Source organism: Microtetraspora sp. AC03309 (assembly GCF_020826795.1).
Classification (GTDB): Bacteria; Actinomycetota; Actinomycetes; order Streptosporangiales; family Streptosporangiaceae; genus Microtetraspora; species Microtetraspora glauca.
Window position 1 is genome coordinate 1 of the sequence record NZ_JADDIL010000237.1, and the last position, 970, is coordinate 970.

At 65.5% G+C, this 970-nt stretch carries 1 protein-coding gene; it reads right to left on the reverse strand.

Annotated elements, in window-relative coordinates:
• Positions 1–117 precede the first annotated feature (117 nt).
• A partial coding sequence (locus IMZ11_RS42535; RefSeq protein WP_228649250.1) for a sensor domain-containing protein occupies positions 118–970 on the reverse strand: 853 nt, incomplete at its 5' end.

Genomic DNA, 970 nt, shown 5'->3' on the forward strand with positions numbered 1-970 from the left:
GGTGCGTGCACAGTTGCAGCGTTACCTCGACGCCGGTGCCACGGATGTGGCGCTCAGCCCGATCCGGACCGAACCGGAGGATCTGGCTGCGCTGTGGGCGGTGGCGGCAACCCTGCCCTAGGTGGTGGGAATCCGATTCCGGACGTCATAGGCGACTGCGGCCGCCTGCGATGGATTCTTCGCGCCACACAGGTCGACTGCAACGACGATGTTGGATTTGGCGGCGAGGGCCCGTGCGCAGTCCGGCGTTGAGCTCGACGGCGCCGAATCAGGCACTGACAGAACGCTTTTTTGCACCACCCGGGCACCGAGGGTGCGCGGCTGTGCCTCGCCACGTCTGGATACCGCGACGGTCTTGTTCGTGCAGTACCCCCAGTGTTCTTCGACGGCGGCCATGAAGTTCTCGGCTGCCGCAGGGTCGGGGAAGAGGATGACCCGTTGCTGCAACCACACTCGACCAGATGCTCCGTTACCCGTGATCTCGCGTTGCCGTGTCGCGGATATGCCTTTGGGGTATGCCGGCAGTGCCGTCGGGAGCGCCGATGGATCCCCTTCGGGTACACAACCTTTCGATGAGTGGGTATTGCCGTCGGCGGGTGCGGTGTCGCTGTTCGTGTCGGGGCCGCTAGCGCTGAGACCGGTCGCGCCCACCAGCGTCTGCGCTCTCTCGGGTCCGATCAGGAGCGGTTCGAGGTCAGGCTTCTGGTAGGTGCGCACCACTTCCGGGCATTGCCAGAACTCGTCGACGCTGGATCCCTTCGCGACGGGCGTCGAGTCCACCACCGAGGTGACGCGGTGCGTCGCGTCGGGAGTCACGCTGATCGCGTAACCCTGCTCACGGGACCACCGCGCAGGCACGAGCACGTAGCGGCCCGCATGGGCTTCCAAGACGCGAAGACATTCGTAACGGTAGACCGGCGCCGACGGTGGGCCCTGGTTGGGCAGTACCGTCATCTTCACCAGATTGTCG